This window comes from Paraburkholderia sp. (assembly GCF_049581445.1).
Classification (GTDB): Bacteria; Pseudomonadota; Gammaproteobacteria; order Burkholderiales; family Burkholderiaceae; genus Paraburkholderia.
This window is the reverse complement of sequence record NZ_JBAURZ010000259.1, coordinates 1-15,622: the sequence shown is the minus strand read 5'-3', so window position 1 is coordinate 15,622 and position 15,622 is coordinate 1. Positions and strand designations below refer to the sequence as shown.

Annotated in this window: 14 protein-coding genes, 3 tRNA genes and 1 pseudogene; 8 read left to right on the top strand and 10 right to left on the bottom strand. The window is 60.3% G+C overall.

What is annotated here, in order from left to right; genetic code table 11:
* Window positions 1–27: 27 nt before the first annotated feature.
* From WCA85_RS21990 to rph, 6 genes and pseudogenes are all read right to left on the bottom strand, one after another.
* Window positions 28–1,412: pseudogene (locus WCA85_RS21990) on the bottom strand (MFS transporter).
* Window positions 1,413–1,757: 345 nt separating this feature from the next.
* Window positions 1,758–2,219: a hypothetical protein gene (locus WCA85_RS21985; RefSeq protein ID WP_424066978.1), complete on the bottom strand. Its 462-nt coding sequence runs from the start codon at window positions 2,217–2,219 to the stop codon at window positions 1,758–1,760.
* Window positions 2,220–2,505: 286 nt separating this feature from the next.
* Window positions 2,506–2,595: transfer RNA gene (locus WCA85_RS21980), tRNA-Ser, on the bottom strand.
* Window positions 2,596–2,647: 52 nt separating this feature from the next.
* Window positions 2,648–3,865, bottom strand: a complete 1,218-nt coding sequence (hemW, locus tag WCA85_RS21975; protein WP_424066994.1) for a radical SAM family heme chaperone HemW — start codon at window positions 3,863–3,865, stop codon at window positions 2,648–2,650.
* 5 nt (window positions 3,866–3,870) lie between these two features.
* The gene (gene rdgB, locus WCA85_RS21970; protein WP_424066977.1) at window positions 3,871–4,524 is read right to left on the bottom strand and encodes an RdgB/HAM1 family non-canonical purine NTP pyrophosphatase; all 654 of its coding nucleotides are present in this window, start codon (window positions 4,522–4,524) and stop codon (window positions 3,871–3,873) included.
* Window positions 4,517–5,257: a ribonuclease PH gene (rph, locus tag WCA85_RS21965; protein WP_424066976.1), complete on the bottom strand. Its 741-nt coding sequence runs from the start codon at window positions 5,255–5,257 to the stop codon at window positions 4,517–4,519. Before rph ends, rdgB begins: the two co-directional genes overlap by 8 nt.
* A gap of 258 nt (window positions 5,258–5,515) precedes the next feature.
* Between rph and WCA85_RS21960 the strand changes: the two genes are divergently transcribed.
* From WCA85_RS21960 to WCA85_RS21940, 5 genes are all read left to right on the top strand, one after another.
* Window positions 5,516–6,439, top strand: a complete 924-nt coding sequence (locus tag WCA85_RS21960; RefSeq protein WP_424066975.1) for a YicC/YloC family endoribonuclease — start codon at window positions 5,516–5,518, stop codon at window positions 6,437–6,439.
* 30 nt (window positions 6,440–6,469) lie between these two features.
* Window positions 6,470–7,150 (top strand): guanylate kinase, encoded by a 681-nt coding sequence (gene gmk / locus WCA85_RS21955; RefSeq protein ID WP_424066974.1) that lies wholly within the window; start codon window positions 6,470–6,472, stop codon window positions 7,148–7,150.
* 60 nt (window positions 7,151–7,210) lie between these two features.
* Window positions 7,211–7,414 (top strand): DNA-directed RNA polymerase subunit omega, encoded by a 204-nt coding sequence (gene rpoZ, locus WCA85_RS21950; protein ID WP_006025620.1) that lies wholly within the window; start codon window positions 7,211–7,213, stop codon window positions 7,412–7,414.
* A gap of 80 nt (window positions 7,415–7,494) precedes the next feature.
* Window positions 7,495–9,867 carry a RelA/SpoT family protein gene (locus WCA85_RS21945; protein WP_424066973.1) on the top strand — a complete coding sequence of 791 codons (2,373 nt, stop codon included), beginning with the start codon at window positions 7,495–7,497 and terminating at the stop codon, window positions 9,865–9,867.
* 28 nt (window positions 9,868–9,895) lie between these two features.
* A complete protein-coding gene (locus WCA85_RS21940; RefSeq protein ID WP_424066972.1) occupies window positions 9,896–10,381 on the top strand; it encodes a phage protein NinX family protein in 486 nt (161 codons plus the stop codon).
* Window positions 10,382–10,496: 115 nt separating this feature from the next.
* On the opposite strand, the gene WCA85_RS21935 is transcribed toward WCA85_RS21940, so the two are convergent.
* Together WCA85_RS21935 and WCA85_RS21930 are read right to left on the bottom strand one after the other, a co-directional pair.
* Window positions 10,497–10,573 (bottom strand) — tRNA-Arg (locus WCA85_RS21935).
* Window positions 10,574–10,645: 72 nt separating this feature from the next.
* Window positions 10,646–10,722, bottom strand: a tRNA-Arg gene (locus WCA85_RS21930).
* A gap of 119 nt (window positions 10,723–10,841) precedes the next feature.
* On the opposite strand from WCA85_RS21930, the gene greB reads away from it, so the two are divergent.
* Complete coding sequence (gene greB / locus WCA85_RS21925; RefSeq protein WP_424066971.1) at window positions 10,842–11,411, top strand: transcription elongation factor GreB; 570 nt, start codon at window positions 10,842–10,844, stop codon at window positions 11,409–11,411.
* A 106-nt stretch (window positions 11,412–11,517) separates the two neighbouring features.
* Here the strand turns inward: greB and WCA85_RS21920 are convergent, their stop codons facing one another.
* On the bottom strand, window positions 11,518–12,687 hold the full coding sequence (locus tag WCA85_RS21920) for a porin (protein ID WP_424066970.1): 1,170 nt from the start codon (window positions 12,685–12,687) through the stop codon (window positions 11,518–11,520).
* A gap of 525 nt (window positions 12,688–13,212) precedes the next feature.
* A complete protein-coding gene (locus WCA85_RS21915; RefSeq protein ID WP_424066969.1) occupies window positions 13,213–13,461 on the bottom strand; it encodes a hypothetical protein in 249 nt (82 codons plus the stop codon).
* A 410-nt stretch (window positions 13,462–13,871) separates the two neighbouring features.
* Between WCA85_RS21915 and WCA85_RS21910 the strand changes: the two genes are divergently transcribed.
* Together WCA85_RS21910 and WCA85_RS21905 are read left to right on the top strand one after the other, a co-directional pair.
* Window positions 13,872–14,075, top strand: coding sequence for a cold-shock protein (locus WCA85_RS21910; protein ID WP_424066968.1), 204 nt, complete (start codon window positions 13,872–13,874; stop codon window positions 14,073–14,075).
* A 417-nt stretch (window positions 14,076–14,492) separates the two neighbouring features.
* The coding region (locus WCA85_RS21905) for an exonuclease domain-containing protein (protein ID WP_424066967.1) at window positions 14,493–15,622 on the top strand (1,130 nt) is incomplete at its 3' end.

Here is a 15,622-nt window from a genome sequence, read left to right as displayed (position 1 = left end):
GTAGCGGCCTATGGCTCACACCGGGTTTCACGCGCTCTTACAGCTATTACACCGCGTGACGGCGCGCTGGTTTTGCCTTTGCGTACTTCCTGCTCGCATGCGTTGTGCGTTTGCCTTTGCGCGTTGCGCGGCTCTCGCGAGACCGTCCACCAGACTAGCGCCGCGACGAGCGAGATGGCTGTGGCAGTTTCCAGCGCCATCCGCAGGGCCGCTTCGAAGGGCTGCGCGCTGATGAAGCCGCCAAACACCGCTACCCCCAGAGCCGCGCCGCTTTGCCGGGCGGAATTCAGAATCGCTGCGGCGACGCCGGCACGATTGGGGGCGACAGTGCCCATAGCCGGCGCAGTCGCCGCAGGCGACACGATGCCAGCGGCCAGTCCAATGGCGAGCATCGGTACGACGGCGAGCCAGCCGGACGCCCGAGGGCCCCGCCGAGAGCAAGCCTAGCGAGCCGGCGGTATATAAACCGAAAGCCACGCACATCGACCCTCTTGTACCGCACAGCTTGACCACACGACCGGAGTTCAGTCCGCCGAGCGCAACCATGATCGTCGTGGGCAAGAACGCCAAGCCCGTTTGCAACGGGGAGTCGCCGCGTATCGTCTGATAGCCGATGCTGAACATAAACAGCAGGCCGTAGAACACCACCGCCGATGCCATCGAGACCAAGGTGGATGCCGCGAACAGCGGGTTTCTGAAGAACCTTAAAGGAAGCATTGGATCTGCACGCCGTTTTTCGATAATCAGGAAAACGAACCATGCGGCGGCACTTAATGCGATCCCGGACAGGATGGAGGTCGAGTGCCATCCGCGGCGCGATCCTTCGATCAGCACGGCAATGAGCGTCCCCAATGCGATGATGGCCGCAGCCTGACCGGCGAGATCAAAGTGACGAGCCTGTGTAGCGCCATCACGCGCGATTGACCGCGTCAGCGCAAGGCCCGCCAGTCCCACCGGAATGTTGACGAAGAAAATGCTGCGCCAGCCAAGCCAGTGAATCATGAGGCCGCCGACCAGCGGACCAGACGCCATTGCGATGCCACCGCAGCCCATCCATACGCCGACCGCCGACGCACGCCCAGCCGGATCGGGATAGGCGCGATTGATCAGCGCGAGCGAGCACGGAACCAGCAAGGCGCTGCCCACGCCTGCAACGCGCGTGCGCAACCGAGCGTCAGCAGGTTGGGCGCGAAACCGCACAGCGCGGAGGCGAAGGCAAATAGCGCGAGACCTGCGGCGTATACGTTCCGTGCGCCGAGCCGGTCGCCAAGCGTGCCGCCCGTGAGAAGAAGGCTCGCGAGACTTAGAGTGTAAGCGTTGACCACCCATTGCAAACCGGTGATATGGTTGCCGAGCGTTGTGCCGATCTGTTCAAGCGCGACGTTGACGATCGAGGCGTCCAGCAAAACCATCGTAGCTGATGCTGGTGGCGGCGAGTACCTTGCGCGCAATGCCTGGATCCAATTCAGCGTGTGACATCCTCAGGCCTGCGCGTCGAACGCGTGATGCCATTGATGGTGAATCAGGGCTTGCGTGGTGGCGATCATGAGGGCTCTCCGTCGTAGCTATCGGACTTCGAGTCTAGGGTGCGGCGCAAAGGAATGTTTCGATGCGTGACGAACGATGTGGACCGCTGATGGGATGCTTCGACGGAAGTGTTGAACTTTTGAAGCGGCAAGGTTGAGCGGAGGCAACGGCCGCGCGGACGCGGCGCGTGGCGAGAAATGCGTTGGTGGGTCTACCTGCGAGGGGGCGGTTTAGTGGATCGCGAGCGCATTCGATTGCGCGTTGCCGACGCCGGACCCGATATTCAAGCCGATGTTGCCGCTTGCCTTGGCAAGGGCCCCGGCGGCGAGGGTCGCGCTGCCGCTGCCGTTGATCGAGGCTGCGGCGCGTGTGTCCTGAAACGTATTGATATCTGCCGACGGTGCGCCGATCAGCGCGATCTGATTGGCCTGCGCATTCAGCGCGCCCGCTGTGACGTTAACGCCGATGTTCCCGCTCGCGTCGCGTAGCGCATCCGCACCGACCGAGGCCGTGGCGAGGGAGACCGTAGCCGTGCCGGTCGTCTGCTGCGTCGATGAAAGTTGCATGGCGCCGAACAGCGCGGCGGCATCCGGGTCGCTGGAGGTCAGGGCGTTCACCAAAGCGGGTGAGGCACCGATGGCCAACGAAACGAATAGCGTGATTAATGGGCGAGCTTTTGGACGAAGTTTCATGCGGGGCTCCCGGACGAGGCCTGGCGAGGGGTCGTATTCGGGGTATCGGCGGGATGGGCGGAAAGTTGAGTAGGGGATGTACGCGGGGGTATCGCTCTTGGTGGCGAAGTGTTCCACAGCGCGTATGGGCTGTCGGCAGGAGGTGCGGACGCTTTACTTCAGGGCAAGCGATTGTTTTCGCGAGCGTAGCGGACTCGAAGACTGACGGGCCTGGGCGGCGCCATGCGCAAGCTTTCGGAGAGCGGAAACGAAAAACGGGCCAAGAGGCCCGTATTCATTGGTGATGTGGCGGAGGCGGTGAGATTCGAACTCACGGAAGGATCACTCCTTCGCCGGTTTTCAAGACCGGTGCCTTAAACCACTCGGCCACACCTCCAAGCCCTAAATTGTAACCTGGAAACCCGCCACCACGGCAAGTCCGCGCAACTTCACTGCGGCTCTTTCAGGAACAGCGCCTGCAGATCGTTCAGAAACGCTTGCCCGAGCGGCGTCGGTGCGATCTTCTCGTGATCGCGCACAATCAGGCCGCGTCGCTCCGCTTCCTGCAACGCCGGTTCGATCGACGTCATCGACATACCCGTGCGCTCGATGAATTGATGCACCGGAAAGCCTTCCACCAACCGCAATGCGTTCAGCATGAATTCGAACGGCAGATCGCGCGTCCCGACCTCATGCTCTTCGTGCACCGGAGTACCGGCTTTGGCTTGCTCAATAAACGTGGTGGGATGCTTATAGCGCATCTGGCGCAGGACACGATTCGGAAACGACAGCTTGGTATGCGCGCCGGCGCCGATACCCAGGTAATCGCCAAAGCGCCAGTAGTTGAGGTTGTGTTTGCTCTGTCGATGCGGCTGCGCATAAGCCGACACTTCATAGCGTCCATAGCCCGCGGCAGTCGTGCGCTCATGAATCCAGTCCTGCATGTCGGCGGATGCGTCGTCGTCCGGCAGCGGCGGCGGGAATTTGGCAAACAGCGTATTCGGTTCGAGCGTCAGGTGATACAGCGACAAGTGTGGCGGCGCGAACGACAACGCCGTTTCGATGTCCGCCTGGCATTCCGCAAGCGTTTGCCGCGGCAGCGCGAACATCAGATCGAGGTTGAAGTTTTCGAACGTGGTAGCCGCAACGTCGACCGCGTGGCGCGCTTGCGTCGAATCGTGAATCCGGCCCAGCGCCTTCAGATGAGCTTCATTGAAACTCTGAATGCCAACGGATAGGCGATTCACACCACTCGCACGAAACTGGGCGAACTTGTCCGCTTCGAACGTGCCGGGATTGGCTTCGAGTGTGATCTCGGCGTCGGCGTCGAGCGGCAGCAGCGCGCGCACGTCCGACAGCAGGCGGTCGAGCCCGGCCGCCGACAGCAGGCTAGGCGTGCCGCCCCCGATAAACACCGTATGCACCTGGCGGCCCCATACGAGCGGCAGCGCCAGTTCGAGGTCCGTGCGCAGCGCGTCGAGATATTCGTTCTCGGGGAAGGTGTCGCCTTTCCACTCATGCGAGTTGAAATCGCAGTAAGGGCACTTGCGCACGCACCACGGAAAATGCACGTATAGCGCCAGCGGCGGCAGCGAGGTGAGGTGGATGCTGCCCGGCGCAGTGAACGCCTGGATTACCCCGGCGCCGGTCTTTCCGGCGGGTTGGATCGGAATCAAGCTTCCTCCACGAGACGCGCCAGTAACTGCCGCAACGCGATCGCGCGGTGGCTGCAGGTGTTCTTCACGGCGGGATCGAGTTCAGCGGCGCTCGCGTTCAGATCGGGCAGGAAGAAGTGCGGGTCATAGCCGAAGCCATTCGCGCCGCGCGGCTCGTCGATAATTTGCCCTTGCCAGCGGCCCTCGGCGATCAGCGGCTCGGGGTCATCAGCGTGCCGCACGAGCGCAAGGACGCAGAAGTAATAAGCGCGCCGATCCGCTTCGCCCTGCAGTTGCTCGACAAGCCGCGCGTTGTTTGCAGCGTCGCTTTTCGGGCCACCCGCAAGCTGCGCGTAGCGCGCTGAATAGACGCCAGGCGCGCCACGTAGCGCGCGCACGCACAGTCCCGAATCGTCTGCCAGCGCAGGCAGACCAGTCAGCTTGGCTGCATGCCGCGCCTTCGTCAGCGCATTTTCGACGAAGGTAGGGTGCGGTTCTTCCGCCTCAGGTACGTTGAGCGCACCCTGCGGAATCAGTTCGATGCCAGCCGCGTCCAGCAGCGCCGCGAATTCGCGCAGCTTGCCGGCGTTGTTCGAGGCCAGCACGACTTTGCCGAGCGGCCCTTTCGCCGTTGCCGCTGCCTTGCTGCTGGCGTTCTGCTGATTACTCACCCTTCAACTCCAGGGCCTGCTTCTGTTTGGCGACCAGCGTGCTGATGCCGTCGCGCGCGAGGTCGAGCAGTGCATTCATTTCGTCGCGCGAGAACGGCGTGCCTTCCGCGGTGCCCTGAATTTCGACGAAACCGCCTGCGCCCGTCATCACGACGTTCATGTCGGTGTCGCATTGCGAGTCTTCGTCGTAGTCGAGATCAAGCACCGGCAAGCCGTTGTACACGCCCACCGAAATCGCTGCGACGAAGTCGGTGATCGGTGAGCTTTCAATGCGGCCACTGGCCAGCAGCTTTGTCACCGCATCGTGCGCGGCGACAAACGCGCCAGTGATGCTTGCCGTGCGCGTGCCGCCGTCGGCCTGGATCACGTCGCAGTCGATGTTCATGGTGCGCGCGCCGAGCTTTTCCAGATCGAACACCGAGCGCAGCGCGCGGCCGATCAGCCGCTGGATCTCCTGGGTGCGGCCGGTCTGTTTGCCGCGCGCAGCTTCGCGATCGTTACGGGTGTTGGTCGCGCGCGGCAGCATGCCGTATTCGGCTGTGAGCCAACCTTGGCCGCGATCGCGCAGAAAACCGGGCACCGTCTCGGCGACGCTCGCCGTGCAGATCACTTTGGTGTCGCCGAATTCGACCAGCACCGAGCCCTCCGCGTGCTTCGTGTAGTGGCGCGTGATGCGCACATCGCGCAGCTGATCGGCAAGGCGGCCGCTGGGGCGTTTCGTGGTGTCGTTCATCGTTCGGGGATCGTCAAAGAGAGAATGCAGGAGGGAAACCGCGATTTTACCGCCTATCGGTTCACGGGGCTTCAGGCGGTTCTCCATGGGCACTGGCATGTCTTTCGGGGTGCGCCCTGCACGGGTAAGCCGCATGAACAGGACGTCTCGCCAAAAATGGGATAATGCCGGTTCTACGCCCCGCGCCTCGTACTCGCCGGGCGATTCGACTCTACTGGCCATCCCGCTTCTGGCATGGCCTCAATCGCGAGACATACGATGATCTACAGCATGACGGGCTATGCGAGCGCCACGCGCGAACTCGCAGCGGCTACAGGCAATGGTGGCGTGAGCGTGTCGGTGGAACTGCGCACGGTGAACTCGCGTTTTCTGGATCTGAACTTTCGCATGCCCGAGGATGTGCGTGTCTGTGAGCCGACCTTGCGCGAAATGCTGATGAACAAGCTCTCGCGCGGCAAGGTGGATATTCGTATCAATCTGCAGCGTAGCGAACAGTCAGCCAACGCGGGCGCGATCAATCATGATGCGCTTAGCCAACTCGCGCTGCTGGAGCGCGCGGTGCTGAGCGCGTTTCCAGAAGCGGGCCGCCTGCGCACTGGCGAGATCCTGCGTTGGCCGGGCGTGCTGGCTGAAAGTGGTGTGGCGGCGGAAACGCTGCGTGATGCAGTGCTGGCGTGCGGCAAGCAGGCGATTACGGATCTGATCGACGTGCGTGGCCGTGAAGGCGCCCAGCTCGCGACGATGTTGCTCAGCAACGTGACCGAAATGGAAGCGATCGTCACGAAGATCACGCCGCTGGTGCCCGAGCTGATCATCCGCCATCAGCAAAAGATTGTCGAACGGTTGCAGGAGGCATTGGGCATTGCTGCACCGGATACGGTGACGACGAGCATCTCGCGCGAAGAAATCGCCGAACGCATTCGCCAGGAAGTGACCATGTACGGCATCCGCATCGACATCACGGAAGAGCTGTCGCGCCTCACCGCTCATCTGAACGAAACGCGTCACGTGATCGAGAAGGGCGGCAAGGTCGGCAAGCGCCTCGACTTCATGATGCAGGAACTCAATCGCGAAGCGAACACGCTAGGCTCGAAGGCGGCTGCGAAGGAACTGGCGGATTCGTCGATGACCTTGAAGCTGCTCATCGAACAGATGCGCGAGCAGGTACAAAATCTGGAGTAATCTTCGAGCCCCTTTCGGACAACGATTGCAATGACTGACCACACACGCGAAAGCAGCGCACCGCGCAACCCTTACGCCGGGGCTTATCCCGGCAACCTGTTCATGGTGGTCGCGCCTTCGGGCGCGGGCAAGTCGACGCTCGTCAACGCGCTGCTCGCGCGCGACTCGGCGATCCTGCTGTCGATCTCCTACACGACGCGGCCGCCGCGTCCCAAGGAGAAGGACGGCGAGCACTACCACTTCACAACCGTCGACGATTTTCTGCAGCGCCACGCCGAAGGGGAATTCCTCGAAAGCGCGGAAGTGCATGGCAACTACTATGCAACTTCGCGCCTGTGGATCGAAGAGCAGATGAAGAGCGGCCATGACGTGCTGCTCGAAATCGACTGGCAGGGTGCGCAGCAGGTGAAAAAGCAGTTCCGCAATGCGGTCGAAATCTTCATTTTGCCGCCGTCACTGGAAGCGCTCGAAGATCGTTTGAGAAAGCGCGGTCAGGATGAGCCGAACGTGATCACGCGGCGTCTGCTTGCTGCGGGTAGCGAGATCGCGCACTCGGCCGAAGCGGAGTATGTGGTCATCAACGAGAACTTTGATCGTGCGCTCGCGGAGCTGCAATGTCTGGTTGCCTCCACGCGCTTACGCTTCGCCTCGCAATACGCACGTCACACGGACCTTTTTGTACAGCTCGGCATTCACCTGCCACACGCGTGATCGCGGCGGGCAATCGAGCACATAAGGTAGAATAAGCGACATACTGAGAAGGAATCCAACATGGCCCGTATTACCGTCGAAGACTGTCTGAAACAGATCCCGAATCGTTTCGAACTGGCACTTGCCGCAACCTATCGCGCACGCCAGCTCGCCCAAGGCCATACGCCGAAGATTGAAAGCCGCGACAAGCCTACCGTCGTCGCGCTGCGCGAGATCGCGGCTGGCCAGGTTGGCGTCGAGATGCTGAAGAAGGTGCCGGTCTAAGGTACGCTTCATTCGCTGTCGATTGCCATGTAATACCCCTAAGCGTGCAGACCGGCGTCCAACCTGATACGGAGGCGAGTATGAGCACCAACCCTTCGCCCCCCGTTACGGAAGTGGAACAGGACGCCCGTGACGGCGATTCGCCGGCATCTGCACGTAAGTACATCGACGCGGTCCTCGAACAGTCGTTTCGCCATCTGTTCGGTCCGACCGCCACGCCGGAGCAGCCGCGCCGGCATGACGTCGTTTCGATCGCCAAGCTGACTTCCGCCTTGTCCGGCTATCTGTCGCCGGAAGAGATCAAGGACGTCAAGGCGGCTTTCCACTTCAGCGACGAAGCCCACCTCGGGCAATACCGTCAGAGCGGCGAACCCTACATTACGCACCCAGTTGCTGTCGCGGAGATCTGCGCCAGCTGGAAACTCGACGCCCAGTCGATCATGGCGGCGCTGCTGCATGACGTGATGGAAGACCAGGGCGTGACCAAGGCCGAACTCGCCGAGCGTTTCGGCGCAAAGGTCGCGGAACTGGTCGACGGGTTGTCGAAACTGGACAAGATGGAGTTTCGCAATCGCGAGGAGGCGCAGGCGGAGAATTTCCGCAAGATGCTGCTCGCGATGGCGCGCGACGTGCGCGTTATTCTGGTCAAGCTGGCCGATCGGCTGCACAACATGCGCACGCTCGGCGCGGTGCCGCCGGAAAAACGCCGGCGCGTGGCGCGTGAAACGCTGGACATTTACGCGCCTATTGCCCATCGGCTTGGGCTGAACAATACGTATCGCGAGTTGCAGGACCTGAGCTTCGCGAACTTCAACCCGCACCGTTACGCCACGCTCGAAAAAGCCGTCAAGGCGGCACGCGGTAACCGGCGGGAAGTGGTCGGCAAGATTCTGGAGTCGGTGCAGCGCGCGATCGCCGACGCGAAGCTCGACGCCGAAGTCACCGGCCGCGAAAAAACCATCTTCAGCATCTACAAGAAGATGCGCGACAAGCAGTTGTCGTTCTCGCAGGTGCTCGACGTGTACGGGTTCCGCGTGGTCGTCGACAGCGCGCTCGAGTGCTACACCTGCATCGGCGCGCTGCATGCGCTCTACAAGCCGGTGCCAGGCAAGTTCAAGGACTACATCGCCATCCCCAAGGTGAACGGCTACCAGTCGCTGCATACGACGCTGGTGGGCCCATTTGGCGCGCCGATCGAGTTTCAGGTGCGCACGCGCAAAATGCACGAGATTGCCGAGGCGGGTGTGGCGGCGCACTGGCTGTACAAGAACGGCGGCGCTGACCTGAACGACGTGCAGAAGCGCGCGCACCAATGGCTCAAGTCGCTGCTGGATATCCAGAGTGAAGCCGGGGATTCAAGCGAATTCCTCGAACACGTGAAGATCGATCTGTTCCCGGATGCGGTCTACGTCTTTACGCCGAAGTCGAAGATCATGGCGCTGCCGCGCGGCGCCACGGCGCTCGACTTCGCCTATTCGATCCACAGCGACCTGGGCAACCAGTGCGTCGCGGTGAAGATCAACAACGAATTGCTGCCGTTGCGCACTGAGCTTAAGAGCGGCGATATCGTCGAAGTGATTACCGCGCCGTATTCGAAGCCGAATCCGGCGTGGCTCGGCTTTGTGCGCAGCGGCAAGGCGCGCTCCGCCATCCGTCACTACCTGAAGACGATGCGTCTGAACGAGTCGGTGCAACTCGGCGAGCGGCTGGTCGATCAGGCCTTGAAGGGCTACGGCCTCGCGCTCTCCGATACGACGCCCGAAGTCTGGGAAAAGCTGGTCCAATGGACCGGCAACAAGAGCCGTCAGGAGATTTTCGCGGATATCGGCCTCGGTCGGCGCGTAGCCGCGGTGATGGCCAAGCGCATCGAAGTGCTGATGAGCGGCCGCGACGCCGACGACGACGGCCCGCGCTCCGATTCCAGCAACGCGCCCCACGCACCGCCGGTGGTGATTACTGGCACCGAAGGCATGTCGGTGCAGCTGTCGGCCTGCTGCCGTCCTATTCCGGGCGACGACATCATGGGCTATATCGGCATTGGCCTTGGCATGGCTATCCACACCACCGACTGCCGCGTCGCCCAGCGTATTCACAAGCGCGATCCGGGCCGCTGGATTGACGTTGCATGGGCGCCGCAGCCAGGCCGCCTGTTCGATGTGGCCGTGAAGGTGCTCGTTAAGAATGTGAAGGGAGTGTTTGCCCGAGTGGCTGCGGATATCACATCCGCGGACGCCAACATCGTGCACATTGCGATGGATGAAGACCTGTCGCAGGAATCAACGGTCCTGCGCTTTGTGATACAGGTGAGCGATCGTGTTCACCTTGCGAATGTGATGCGCCGCGTGCGCACCAACCCCGACGTCATGCGGATCGCGCGCGAGCGGCCTAGCGAGGAAGGGCACCACCGTCACGACGGCGGGATGCGCATTGATCGGGAACGCGCGGACTACTGAGCGGGCTTAGGTCCGACCTGGGAGCGCCATGAACGTAGCGAATCTGAGCGGCATCGAACTTGACTACTGGGTTGCGCGCAGCCTGCACGACTTTGTGCGCGAAATCCACTTTACCGACAGCGGTGATACCGTTTCTATCCGCGGTAACGATCGCGGTCGACCGTGGGACGGTCGTTTCACGCCGTCTACGTCATGGGAAGCGGCTGCGGTCGTGCTTGAGCGAGCGCAGCGTCTCGAGGTACGCGAAGTGAACCGGCAGCAGGCACATTGCGTCGCGGATTTCGAAGGCGGCCACCGTACCGTGGAAGGGCGGGGGGAGTCGTTGCGGGTAGCCCTGCTTCGAGCATTCGTGGCGAGCCGGTTTGGCGATGCAGTGGACGAACTGCTCCGGCAAGCTCAGGCGTTGGTGGGCCTGAGGGCGGAGCCGATTGGGGAACAGACAGCAGCGCCCGTGGCGCGAGACATGCCGAAGCCTGACGGACAGATCGGCGATATTCAATCTGCGCCCCGCTAAGGGGCCTGGGGCTCACCCCCGCGGTTGCTGGGGGCTCTGCATGGCCTCCTTTCTGAACGTCTGATTGCGCGAGACCAAAAACAAAAGGCCTTCCATTCGGAAGGCCCTTTATAGGTGGTGCGGCTGGCAGGATTCGAACCCACGACCCCTTGGTTCGTAGCCAAGTACTCTATCCAACTGAGCTACAGCCGCACGCTAAGACGGGTACATCAATAAACCGGGTGAAACAAAAGGGCCTCCCCGGAGGGAGGCCCTCGAAATAAGTGGTGCGGCTGGCAGGATTCGAACCCACGACCCCTTGGTTCGTAGCCAAGTACTCTATCCAACTGAGCTACAGCCGCACGCAGAAACGGGATTATAGCAAAGCTACTAAAAAAGGGAAGAGTGAAACTGCGATTTGTCTGATTGCCCCGATCGTGTACCCTTGATGGGCAGGGTTTGCTGCAGTCTATGGATGATCATGAATAAGGCCTTTGTCAAAGAGTCGAGCGAAGAGAATGATGACGATCTCGACGCCGCTCAACCCGCGATTCCCCCGGGCGCAAAAAACTACATTACGCCGGCGGGATACCGCCGGCTGCGCGATGAATTGCTGCATCTGATCGACGTGGAGCGGCCGGAGGTCGTGAAGCTGGTCTCGTGGGCGGCGTCGAATGGTGACCGTTCGGAGAATGGCGACTACATCTACGGCAAACGCCGTCTGCGTGAGATTGACCGGCGTATCCGCTTTCTGACCAAGCGGCTCGATCTCGCGGAGATTGTGGATAGCAGCAAGCAGGAAAACATCGACCAGGTGTTTTTCGGTGCAAGCGTCGACTACGCGAGCGAAGATGGCGAGGCCCATACGGTGACGATCGTGGGCATCGACGAGGTGGACCTGGATCACGGACGGGTGAGTTGGGTCTCGCCGATTGCCCGGGCATTGGTCAAGGCAAGAATCGGCGATCAGGTGACGTTGCATACGCCGGCTGGGCCTGAGCCGATCGATATTCTCGACGTGCGATATCCACCGCCGGATACGGAGTCGTAGGCGGCCATAGCGGGCAGTTACGCCGCGCCTTCGCGACGATACACACCAGGACGAAAAAAGGCGCCGCAAGCGGCGCCTTTCAATACTGCGATTACAGCCAGATGCTTTAGAAGCGGTGACGCAGACCAGCCGTGACAGCGACCTGGTTGTTGTTGCCCGAGGCTGCCAGCGCGTTGATGTCGGCGTGAATGTCCGTGCCGTCCTGGCTCACGTGCTGGTATTCACCTTGCAGGTACACGTCGGTGCGCTTCGACAGGGCATAGGACGTCTGCAGGTTAAACTGGTTCCACTTCGGATTCGTACCGTCGATGCTCGATTGCGTGTACGTGTACGCAGCGGCAACGCTCAGTGCCGGTGTCAGTTGGTAACGGCCATTCACTTCGAAGTTCTGGAAGTGGCCGCTCGTCACGTTCGGCAACAGGAGGCCACCGGTCACGCCGGAGTTGGACTGGCTGATGCCAACGAAGTTGTTCAGATTGCTCTGCGTGTAGACGAAGCCTGCCGTTGCCGGGCCGAACGCATAGCTGATGCCGCCGCCGAAGGTGCGCTGACGGCCTGCGATCAGCGAGTTGTCGCTGGAGACTGCGCCGCCGGAGTTGGTCACCGCGTTAATCGGATTGGTCGACGCGCCGAGTGCGCCGATGTCGTTGTTCAACTGCAGGTATGCAGCCGAAACATTCAGGCCACCGTAGTTATACGACGCACCAAGGCTGTACGCACGGTTGTTCGAGAACTCGCCTGCTGCGTTCGAGAAGCCATACAGGCCGCCGAACTTGAAGCCGCTGTAGTTGGCGCTCTGGAACTTGATCGAGTTGTCAACGCGGAACGAGTTGTTCAGGTTGTCGTTGTCGAACGGGTGAGCGAACAACGTGCCGCCGTATTGCGTGCCGGTCAGTGACTGCGGGGCGAGGTAGTCGACCACGCTGTCATATTGACGGCCGAGGGTCACGGAGCCGAACTGCTGGCTCGACAGACCGACGAATGCCTGACGGCCGAACTCACGGCTGTTCTGACGCAGCGCGCCGGTATTGACGTTGAAGCCATTTTCCAACACGAAAATTGCCTTCAGACCGCCGCCCAGATCTTCAGAACCACGCAGGCCCCAACGGCTCGTGTTCACTGCGCCGTCCGTTGCTTGCCAGTTGGAGTGACCGCCTTGATTGTTGGTGTAGGTGATGCCGGCATCGATCAAGCCAAACAGCGTGACGCTGCTTTGCGCGTGAGCTGCCGTAGCAAAAACGCCCGTGAGGGCCGCGACCATGAGTGTCTTTTTCATCTTTATAACTCCGAGAACAGGATGGGTTTTGGAAACCCAGGCTTCAAGGAAACAACACGCTTACGCTGCGAGAGGCGATGACCTGCGTGGAACGCGCAATAATGCGGCGCGCTTGTTTCCGGACAAGCAGAGTGTAAGGATGTGGCCTCGGAGCAAGTATTCCGATTTACGCAATAAAGTATTCCTTGCGCTGCAATTATTGATGAGGCAGACGGGAGCCTTACTGGTAAAGGCATTCAGAGGAGGAGTGCGCTGCTGCGAGGAGGTGTCAACCTTGGCGCGTTGTGCAATTGCTACACCAAACGATGTGTAAAAACAACGAGAAAAAAATGAACTTTTTATTATTTCCCGAAATGCAATAGATGATTGACGATTGTGCTTTCAATCGGCGAACGTATCGGCGGTATACTGAAATCTCTGCTTCTAGGAGCAGACTTTTTCGTTGACGAAAAAGATCTCCAAACCTTTGTCGGCGCGACTTCCCAGTCGCGCTTTTTTTTCGCCCGACGCTTTGCCGGATGCTTCCTAGCGGGCCTGCGCAGCGAGGCGAGCTGGTTCAAACTCGGCGTCGGTGACGACGCTCCAGTCTTCCATCACGTAGTGGCGGGCGTCCATTGGAGAGGACAGCAGGTTTTGCCAGTGATCGCCGTGCCACATGGGATCGAAGTCGAAAAGCGATCCGGTGGATGCAGTTTGCGTGGTCCCGTTTGCGGGTGTCTCGTCGTGAGCCTGTTTGAGCCAGGTGACGAAGCGGCGGACTGTATTGAATTTCATGGCAACCTCCCGATACACACTACTGATTTCCATCATGAGCGGCGTGATTCACCCGGACAACCCGGACAAACACTTACGATTGACATGATTTGTTACATATTGCGTAAGAATTACGTTCGCTTCCGCGCTGCCAAAATTGTCCAGTAAAAATGACGGCAATTACGTTCTGCTACCGTTTAATTTGGGTGTGAATCAGGCGTTGAATTAGCGCTTTTTGCTTATGACCCCAGCCGATTATCGATTATTGAAAATTCTCTTGACGCTTGATCTTGCTTCCCCGTATAACGGCAAGGCTGCATTTTCGATTGATATGCGTGATGGTTGGTTTGTCACGTGCCTCTATTCAAGAGGCGTCGTAATCGGCATGAGGGCATTGCCCGCTTTAATCAAATCTTGAAGGAAACTGGAATATGGAAACCGGTATCGTCAAATGGTTCAACGATGCTAAGGGCTTTGGCTTCATCACGGCAGACTCGGGTGGTGACGACCTGTTCGCTCACTTCTCGGAAATTCGCTCGGAAGGCTTCAAGTCGCTGAAGGAAAACCAGCGCGTCTCTTTCGAAGTGAAGATGGGCCCGAAGGGCAAGCAGGCAGCGAACATTCAGCCGCTGTAAGATACAACGCCGTGCAGTCTCATCCACTGCATGGCGGCAAGACTAAAAAGCCCTCGCTACGCCGAGGGCTTTTTGTTGCATCGTCAAGCAGCGGATGCTTATACGATTCATATCCGTATAGCGCGGTTCTGGATTAAGACATTGGCTTTGGGTATACCCGGTATATATGGTGATTCCTATGGTGTAGATCGTAATCGAGGCCAAGGTGCCAGGGTTTTCAACTAGAAATATTCACTGCCGTTTTATCTGACGTCATAAAACAATAATCGATTTCTGCGCGTGCAGTTCTTTGCAGATGCGGCGTTCGGCGCCATGGAGCGGCCCCCGCAACCGGACGAACCGCCACTTCGCCCGCGTGATTGTCAGCCAGGTGGTGCATACTTGCCGCAAGCCCGACACCAAAACGTATTCTTCCTCATGCCTGAACAGCTTCTGCATAATCCCGCGATCGACACCCCGATCGTCTTCGTCGATCTTGAGACCACGGGCGGTTCGACCGCTGAGCACCGAATCACGGAAGTCGGCGTGGTCGAAGTGGGGCCGGAGGGCACCTCCCGGTGGAGCACCCTGGTCGATCCTCATCAGTCGATCCCGCCATTCATCCAGCAACTAACCGGTATCACCGACGCTATGGTGCGCGGCGCGCCCAGTTTCGACGCAATCGCCCCCGCGCTGTTCGAACGGCTGAACGGAAAGCTGTTTGTTGCACATAACGCAAGTTTCGACCGGGGCTTTCTGCGCAGCGAATTCCGCCGCGCGGGTCTGGCGTTCAATCCGGATGTGCTTTGCACGGTGCGTCTATCGCGCGCGCTCTTCCCGGCGGAAAAGCGCCACGGACTCGATGCGCTGGTTGAACGTCATGCACTCGTGCCGTCTGACCGACACCGCGCGCTCGCCGATGCCGATCTGCTTTGGCAGTTCTGGCAGCGGTTGCACGGTCTCGTACCCGTCGAGGCCTTGCGCGCCCAGATCGAGCGTACCCTGCGACGCTATCACCTTGGCGGCGACATCACGGAAGATCTGCTCGACACAGCGCCGGCCGGTTGCGGTGTCTATGCGTTTTACGGGGAAGGGGATGCGGCTCTGTACGTAGGCCGCAGCGTGCGGATCCGTCAGCGTCTACGCTCGCACCTGACAGGCGAGCGGCGCTCATCGAAAGATATGCGACTTGCCCAGCAAGTGCGGCGTGTCGAATGGCGCGCGACGGGTGGCGAGTTAGGTGCAATGCTGGCCGAGGCTCAGTGGATCTCGACTCTGCGTCCGGCGCAAAACCGGGTGCCGCGAGTTGCCAAGAGCGACCCGGTCGATGCGCCCTGGCCGTTCGACGGCCCGATCGTGTTTGAGGAACGCGACGAGGAATTGCAAGCGCGCACCTTTCATGTCGTGGATCGCTGGCAGTACCTGGGTCATATGCCGTCGCTGGTGCAAGCGGCAAGCTTGTCCGCGCTGGATGGGGCGGGCGCATTCGAGCTTTCGACTTACCGCATCCTGCAGGCACATCTTGCACGCGGCCTGCGCGTTATGCCGCTGGGCGTTCCGGCTGGCGC